This is a genomic window from Bradyrhizobium sp. MV1.5, from assembly GCF_055807615.1.
Genome location: NZ_JBVVPL010000006.1, coordinates 235,673 through 243,138, shown reverse-complemented (window position 1 = coordinate 243,138; position 7,466 = coordinate 235,673). Strand labels below are relative to the sequence as shown.

Here is a 7,466-nt window from a genome sequence, read left to right as displayed (position 1 = left end):
GAGATCACGACATAAGCCGTAAAGCCACTGCGCAGGGAAGGCCGGATGTTTTGGCTTCACCTGTATGCCGCTGTGCATTGTTCTTACGACAATCTCGCACAGTGGACCGTGGGTGCCAGCCGGCACCCGGTCTTCCCTGCGCCCTCTTTCAATTGAGGGTGAGGCGACGAAGCAAAGCTCGGGCGGAATGCCGCGAGGCTGCGATCCCATGTCGGTTGTCCAACAACGGTCTCGTGCCCCGGACGCAGCGCAGCGCCTCTTGGCGGTGCGCTGCAGAGCCGGGGCCCATGCAACAGCGAGTGCGCGGCCCTCTGGGTCCCGGCTCTGTGCAGCACCGCTACGCGCTGCAGCGCGTCCGGGACACGCGAGCGGCCGCCACCCTTCTTTGCATGACGCTCCGCTCTTGTAACAAAAGCGTCATGCAGCGAAACTAAACGAAGCCGGGGCCGCGGTTGGCGGCCAAGCCGCTCGCAGGGAGAGATTTTGATGCGCCGTTCACTGGTGTTGCTGTCAGCCGGACTGACAGTGTTGTCCGCCGGACTCTCGACCGGACCTGCCTCCGCCGAAAACAACACGCCCCGCAACCTGATCCTGTTCATTCCGGACGGTCTGCGGGCGCTGAAGGTCACCCCCGAGACCGCCCCCGCAATGGCCGAAATCCGCGACAAGGGCGTCAACTTCAAGAATTCGCACTCGCTGTTCCCGACCTTCACCATGGCCAACGGCTCGGCGATGTCGACCGGCCACTATCTCGGCGATACCGGTGTATTCTCCAACACAATCTGGACCAACTACACCTCGGTGCCCGCCGGCGACACTGTCGTCCCCTTCATCGAGAACGACGCCGTGCTCGGCGACATCGACGAGCATTTCAAGGGCGACTATCTCAATGAAGAAACCATCCTGAAGCTGGCTCGCGACAAGGGGCTGAGCACCGCGGCGATCGGCAAGGTCGGCCCGACCTATCAGTTCGACCACACCGACAAGCCTGAAAAGGCCGGCCTGCATTCGGTCGTTTTCGACGATGCGACCGGCGGCAAAAATGGCGTGGCGCTGTCGGACGAGGTCAAGGACGCGCTGACCAAGGCCGGCCTGCCCCTCGCCACGCCGCCGCGCGGCGACAACTCCAAGGCGGGCGATGCCAAGACGCCCGGCACAACGGTCGCCAACGTCGCGCAGCAGGCCTATTTCGCCGACGTCGCGGCCAAGGTCGTGCTGCCGATGTTCAAGGCGCGCAACAAGCCGTTCGTGCTGGTGTTCTGGTCGCGCGATCCGGATGGCACCCAGCATAACCAGGGCGACAGCCTCAACCAGATCATGCCCGGCATCAACGGTCCGAGCACCATGGCGAGCATCAAGAATGCCGACAACAACCTCGCCCAGCTCCGCAAGGCGTTGGACGAGCTCGGCCTTGCCGCTACCACCAACATCATGGTCCAGGCCGACCACGGCTTCTCGACCATCTCCAAGGAAAGCAAGACCAGCTCCTCGGCCAAGGTCAGCTATGACGACACGCCGAAGGACTTTTTGCCGATGGGCTTTCTGGCGCTCGACCTCGCCAAGGCGCTCGACCTGCCGCTGTTCGATCCCAACGACAAGAACGCCAAGGTCGAGGGTAACAAGCATCCCAAGGCCGGCAACGGCGTCCTCGGCAAGGATCCGGAAAAGCCCGATCTCGTCGTCGCCACCAATGGCGGCTCCGACCTGATCTATCTACCGAACAAGGACAAGAAGCTGGCGGCCAGGACCATCAAGACGCTGCTCGAGCAGGACTACGTCTCCGGCCTGTTCGTCGACGACTCGCTCGGCCGCTTCCCCGGCACCCTGCCGCTGTCGAGCATCAACCTGCGCGGCAAGGCGGCGACGCCGACGCCGGCGATCGTCGTCAACTTCCGCTCCTATGCCAGCGATTGCGGCGAGGCGCCGACCAACTGCTCGGTACAGGTCGCCGACACCGTGCTGCGCCAGGGCCAGGGCATGCATGGCAGCTTCAGCCGCGGTGACACCATGAACTTCATGGCGGCGATCGGTCCGGACTTCAAAGCCGGCTATGTCAGCGAGATCCCGGTCAGCAATGCCGACGTCGGCATGACGGCCGCCCAGCTCCTCGGCCTGCGCAGTTCGCAGAACGGCGGCCTCGTTGGCCGCGTGATGTCGGAGGCCCTGCCCAACGGAATCATGCCGAAGGCGTACAAGGGGGTCGAGAAGTCCAAGAAGTCCGAGAACGGCCTGCAGACCGTGCTGAACTTCCAGCGCGTCGGCAGCCAGCGCTATTTCGACGCTGCCGGTTTCCCGGGCCGCACGCTCGGGCTGGAGCCGGACGCCGGCAAACAAAAAACGGCGGGGAAATAACCCCGCCGTTCAAATGCGTCCTCGTGAGAGGCGCAGAATTTTACATGCCCAAAATCTTACATGCCGATGTCGAACACGTTGGGCAATTGGCCCGCCAGAGGCAGCGCGGTGGCGCCCAGGAAGGTCGCCACCATCGCCATCAGGCGACGGTTGTTCTGGCGCTTGCCGCGCATTTGGCTGGCGATCCACTCGAGCATTTCGCTGTTGACCTTGGAGGCATAGGACGGCGCCCATCCTTCGATATCGGACTCGGCCGACAGCGCGACGCTGCGCGGCGGCACCTTCAGGCCGGAGGCGCTGGCGGCATAATGGGCCACGGCCTTGGCGAGCAGGTCGTCGAAACGGCCGCCATCGGTGCGCTCGGTCGCGGCTTCGTTGATCTCGAACAGCACTTCGGCCTCAGCACGGCTGACCGGCTGGTCGTTGACGGCCGAGGCGGTGAGAATGCGGGCACACCAGGCGGTGTCATCGGCATCGAGCGAGCGGGAGAAATGCACCCTTCCCTTGGTGGTGGGGCCTTCGCCAGTGATCACGCCGTCGCGCACGATAGTCAGTGCATGGGCCGAGGTATCGCGGCAGGACGGTTCAAGGGACGGCGACTCAACAGACTTATGCGCAGCGGCAGACATAGTTCACTTCCAGATTTCTTCTGACCGGCCAGCAATTTCATGCCGGCGTAAAGGGGTGGTTAATGATTCGGTACGGGGATCGCGACTTTTTGAGATGGTTGCCAATTGGTCGCTGTCAGGACCATTTCGGTTCTGGGAAGCGACGGGCGAGCGTGATGGAAGTCATAAAAGGCTTTCTCGGGGCAATCGCGCCCGTATAGCCCCGGTGGAGATGTTTCGCCGCAGGCGCGGCTGTAACAAAAAGGTGCTAGGAAATCAGGCCTTCAAAGAAGGAATTCACATTTTACTTGAAGCGGTTCAGTTAGCGTTCACTTGGGATCGTGGAGCCCCTATAATGGTCCCGACGGTCAAAGATGAATTCGCAAGCAAATTCAATGGCATGAGGTAGAACCATGACACTTCCGATCGGCGCCACCGCCCCCGACTTCGAAGCCGAGACCACCGAAGGGAAGATCAAGTTCCACGACTGGATCGGCAATAGCTGGGCGCTGCTGTTCTCGCACCCCAAGGACTTCACGCCGGTTTGCACGACCGAGCTCGGCGCGCTCGCCAGGCTGAAGCCGGAATTCGACAAGCGCGGGGTCAAGCTGATGGGTCTCTCGGTCGATCCGGTCGACCGCCACGCCAAATGGTCGGAGGACATTAAGGAGACGCAAGGCGCAGCGCCGAACTTCCCGATGATTGCCGATACCGACTACAACGTCTCCAAGCTCTACGGCATGCTGCCGGCTGCGATCTCGGGCGATCCCCTTGTGCGCACCGCGGCCGACAACCAGACCGTTCGGAATGTCTTCGTCATCGGGCCGGACAAGAAGATCAAGCTGGTGCTGGTCTATCCGATGACCACGGGCCGGAACTTCCAGGAGATCCTCCGCGTGATCGACTCGCTCCAGCTCACCGCCAAGCACCGCGTCGCGACCCCGGCCGACTGGTCGCAGGGTGACGACGTCATCATCGCGGGCTCGGTCTCCAACGACGAGGCCAAGACGATCTACCCGCAGGGCTGGAAGGAGCCGAAGCCCTACATCCGGATCGTGCCGCAGCCGAAATAACGAAACTGTCATTCCGGGCGATGCGTCAGCGCCGCCCGGGATGACGATGTTAGCTCTTACGCCGCGCGCACGCGTTCGAGGAAGCCCTCGACCTCGGCTTTCAGATGCAGGCTCTCGCCCGACAACGCCTGGGCGGAGGCAAACATCCGGCTGGACGTCTCACCCGTCTCGTTCGCACCCTCGGCGGCCTGACGGACGTTGACGGCGACATCGGCCGTGCCCGATACCGCCGCGCGAACGCTGGTGACGATGTTTTGGGTCGCGCTCTTCTGCTGCTCGACCGCCGCCGAGATCGAGCCGGCGATGCCGCTGATGCGCTCGATGGTCTGGCTGATCGCCTTGATGGCGACAACCGATTCCTCGGTCGCAAGCTGCATGCTGGCGATCTGGTTTGAGATCTCGTCGGTCGCCTTGGCGGTCTGGCCGGCGAGCGTCTTGACCTCCTGGGCCACCACCGCAAAACCGCGGCCGGCATCGCCCGCGCGCGCGGCCTCGATGGTCGCGTTCAGCGCCAGCAGGTTGGTCTGCTCGGCGATCGAGGTGATCAGCTTGACGACATCGCCGATGCGCGCGCCCGCCTCGGAGAGCTGCGCGATGCGCTGATCGGTCGCCTCTGCCTGCCGCACGGCCTCAGCGGAAATGACGTTCGATTCCTGCACCCGCCGGGTGATTTCGGAAATCGATTGAGACAGCTCGTCCGAGGCCGACGCCGCCGAACGCACGTGCTCGGAGGCGTTTTCGGAAGCTCCCGCCGACCGCGCCGACAGATCGGCGGTGGAGCGCGCGGTGTCGGTGAGCTGTCGCGCCGCCCGCTCGAATTCGCCTGACGATGTCAGCACCTTGTCGAGAATGCCGCCGACGCCGCCGCGGAACTCTTCGACGAAATTGCGCAGGTCGGATTTGCGCTGCTCGGCGGCTGCAGCCGAAGCCGCCGCCTGCTCGCTGCGCATCCGCGCCCGCTCCTGCGAATTGCTCCTGAACACCGCGACCGTGCGGGCGATCTCGCCGATCTCGTCGGCGCGGTCCTCGCAATCGATCTCGACGTCGCTTTGACCTTCGGCGAGCGCCGTCAGCGAGCGCGTCACCGAGGTGAGCGGCTTGGTGACACGGCGGACGACCAGCAAGGTGAGGACCATCACCAGCAGCGCGGCGAACCCGGCGGCGATCGCCATGCTTTCGATCGTGTGGGCCAGCATGCTCTCGAACTGGGCCATCGGGATGCCGACATAGAGGATGCCGGCGACCTTGCCGCGGGCGTCGGCGATCGGGAAATAGGCGGTCATGAAGGTCTTGCCGAACAGCGTGGCCGGGCCCTTGTAGGCCTCGCCACGACGCAGCAGCGCCTGCGCCGGATGATCGGCGGCAAGCTGGGTCCCGACGGCGCGGTCGCCATTTTCCTTCTTCACGTTGGTCGAGCGCCGCACGAACTGCCCGCTCGCCTCGTCGAACACGAACAGGGTCGCGTTGCCGCCGACATAGGACACCGCGCGATCGACGATGGCGTGATCCTTGAAATCCGGCATCTTGGAAATCTCGGCGCGCGCCACCGCGCCATCCTTCACGGTGATCTTCGCGTCGGGATTGGTCTCGGCAAAGGCCAGCGCCAGCGTGCGCAGACTCACCTCGATATCGCGCAGCGCACGATCGTTGAACACGGAGCTGAGCGACCAATAGCCGGCCCCGACCACGAGCGCCGTATTCATGGCGATCAGCAGCACCGCGCACAGGAGCGCCTTGGTGCCAAGTTTGAATTGCGGCAGAAACTTCGCCGTTGCTCGTCCGTACATGAATGGAATGACTCCTGTAATTCCTGCATATTCGTGCAATCGGCTTACGGTCGCATTAACGGCGGTTCCAATCGCCGGACGCCAATGCTTTCCAAATGGTAAACGAGGACGCCCTGACCACGCCAAGGACTACGCCAAGTGCTCCGCCCATCATCGTCTGGTTTCGTGACGACCTCCGCCTGTCCGACCATCCGGCCCTCCACGCTGCCGCCAAGGTGGCTGCGAAGACCGGCGCGCCGGTGATCTGCCTCTATGTGCTGGACGACTCGGCCGGGCGAGCGCCGGGCGCTGCGGCGCGCTGGTGGCTGGCGCAGTCGCTGCGGGCGCTCGGCGCCGACATTGCCACGCGCGGCGGATCGCTGATCCTGCGCAAGGGGCCGGCGGCCAGGGTAATCACGGAGGTGGCGCGTGAGAGCGGAGGGCGTGCGGTCTACTGGAACGGGATCGCACAGGCGCCGCATCAAGCGATTGAGCGGCAACTCGAAGCAGAGCTGGCAAAGCTCGGCGTGGACTCGCAAAGTTTCCCCGGCGACCTGCTCGTTCCGCCCGCGGCAATCCGCAACAAGGAAGGCCGCGGCTTGCGCGTGTTCACGCCATTCTGGCGGCGCGTGCTGGCGCTCGGCGATCCGCCAAAGCCCCTGCCAGCACCGAAGGAACTGCGTCCTGCGCCGGGAGTCGCCAGCGACCCGCTGGACACCTGGAAGCTCGAGCCGGGCAAGCCCGATTGGGCCGGTGGCCTGCGCGAGACATGGACCCCCGGCGAAGCCTCCGCCCTCGCCCGCTTGCGCGACTTCCTCAAGCACACCGCACGTGGCTATGTCGGCGATCGCGACCGCCCGGACCGGGAGGGCACCTCACACCTGTCACCACATTTGAGGTTCGGCGAGCTCAGCCCGCGCCAAGTCTGGCACGCCGCGCGGTTCGCCGCGGCCGAGAACCCCGCGATCGGACCCGGTGTCGACAAGTTCCTGAGCGAGCTCGGCTGGCGTGAGTTCTGCCGGCACCTGCTGCACGACCATCCCAACCTTGCCACCGAAAACCTGCAAGCGAATTTCGACGGCTTCCCATGGAAGCCCGACGCCAAGGCACTCGCGGCCTGGCAACGCGGCCGCACCGGCTATCCCATCGTCGACGCCGGCCTGCGCGAGCTCTGGCACACTGGCGTGATGCACAACCGGGTCCGAATGGTGGTCGCCTCGTTCCTGGTCAAGCACCTCCTGATCGACTGGCGCGACGGCGAGAGCTGGTTCTGGGACACGCTGGTCGATGCGGATGCCGGCAGCAATCCCGCCAACTGGCAGTGGGTCGCCGGCTGCGGCGCCGACGCGGCGCCCTATTTCCGCGTGTTCAATCCGGTGCTCCAGGGCGAGAAGTTCGACCCGGATGGAGCCTATGTGCGACGCTGGGTGCCCGAGTTGAGGGATGTGCCAGCCAAGCTGATCCATCAGCCTTGGCGGGCGACGCCGATCGAGCTTGCGAGCGCCGGCGTCACGCTGGGCAAGAGCTATCCGCAGCCGATCGTCGATCATGCCAAGGGACGAGCGCGCGCGCTCGCCGCCTACGCAAAGATCCGCAAAGGTTGAGCGTTGCTTTGACACAATTATGAAACGCGCTATCGTCATCGCTCCATGCAACCGTGGGGGACG

General features: G+C 64.4%; 5 protein-coding genes. 3 read left to right on the top strand and 2 right to left on the bottom strand.

All coding sequences use genetic code 11. From position 1 onward, the window contains the following. The first annotated feature begins 486 nt into the window (after positions 1–486). Positions 487–2,352 carry an alkaline phosphatase family protein gene (locus tag AC0L2J_RS08910; RefSeq protein WP_473388775.1) on the top strand — a complete coding sequence of 622 codons (1,866 nt, stop codon included), beginning with the start codon at positions 487–489 and terminating at the stop codon, positions 2,350–2,352. Positions 2,353–2,408: 56 nt separating this feature from the next. On the opposite strand, the gene AC0L2J_RS08905 is transcribed toward AC0L2J_RS08910, so the two are convergent. Continuing rightward, the gene (locus AC0L2J_RS08905) at positions 2,409–2,981 is read right to left on the bottom strand and encodes a hypothetical protein (protein ID WP_007611500.1); all 573 of its coding nucleotides are present in this window, start codon (positions 2,979–2,981) and stop codon (positions 2,409–2,411) included. 392 nt (positions 2,982–3,373) lie between these two features. Between AC0L2J_RS08905 and AC0L2J_RS08900 the strand changes: the two genes are divergently transcribed. Further along, positions 3,374–4,033 (top strand): peroxiredoxin, encoded by a 660-nt coding sequence (locus AC0L2J_RS08900; protein ID WP_007611501.1) that lies wholly within the window; start codon positions 3,374–3,376, stop codon positions 4,031–4,033. A 56-nt stretch (positions 4,034–4,089) separates the two neighbouring features. On the opposite strand, the gene AC0L2J_RS08895 is transcribed toward AC0L2J_RS08900, so the two are convergent. After that, complete coding sequence (locus AC0L2J_RS08895) at positions 4,090–5,820, bottom strand: methyl-accepting chemotaxis protein (RefSeq protein ID WP_473388768.1); 1,731 nt, start codon at positions 5,818–5,820, stop codon at positions 4,090–4,092. Positions 5,821–5,915: 95 nt separating this feature from the next. On the opposite strand from AC0L2J_RS08895, the gene AC0L2J_RS08890 reads away from it, so the two are divergent. After that, complete coding sequence (locus tag AC0L2J_RS08890; protein WP_473388764.1) at positions 5,916–7,403, top strand: cryptochrome/photolyase family protein; 1,488 nt, start codon at positions 5,916–5,918, stop codon at positions 7,401–7,403. Positions 7,404–7,466: the final 63 nt, after the last annotated feature.

Excerpts from the sequence above, each read along its gene's own strand:
- AC0L2J_RS08910 (WP_473388775.1), top strand. The coding sequence starts at position 487 with ATGCGCCGTTCACTGGTGTTGCTGTCAGCCGGACTGACAGTGTTGTCC.
- AC0L2J_RS08905 (WP_007611500.1), bottom strand. The coding sequence starts at position 2,981 with ATGTCTGCCGCTGCGCATAAGTCTGTTGAGTCGCCGTCCCTTGAACCG.
- AC0L2J_RS08900 (WP_007611501.1), top strand. The coding sequence starts at position 3,374 with ATGACACTTCCGATCGGCGCCACCGCCCCCGACTTCGAAGCCGAGACC.
- AC0L2J_RS08895 (WP_473388768.1), bottom strand. The coding sequence starts at position 5,820 with ATGTACGGACGAGCAACGGCGAAGTTTCTGCCGCAATTCAAACTTGGC.
- AC0L2J_RS08890 (WP_473388764.1), top strand. The coding sequence starts at position 5,916 with ATGGTAAACGAGGACGCCCTGACCACGCCAAGGACTACGCCAAGTGCT.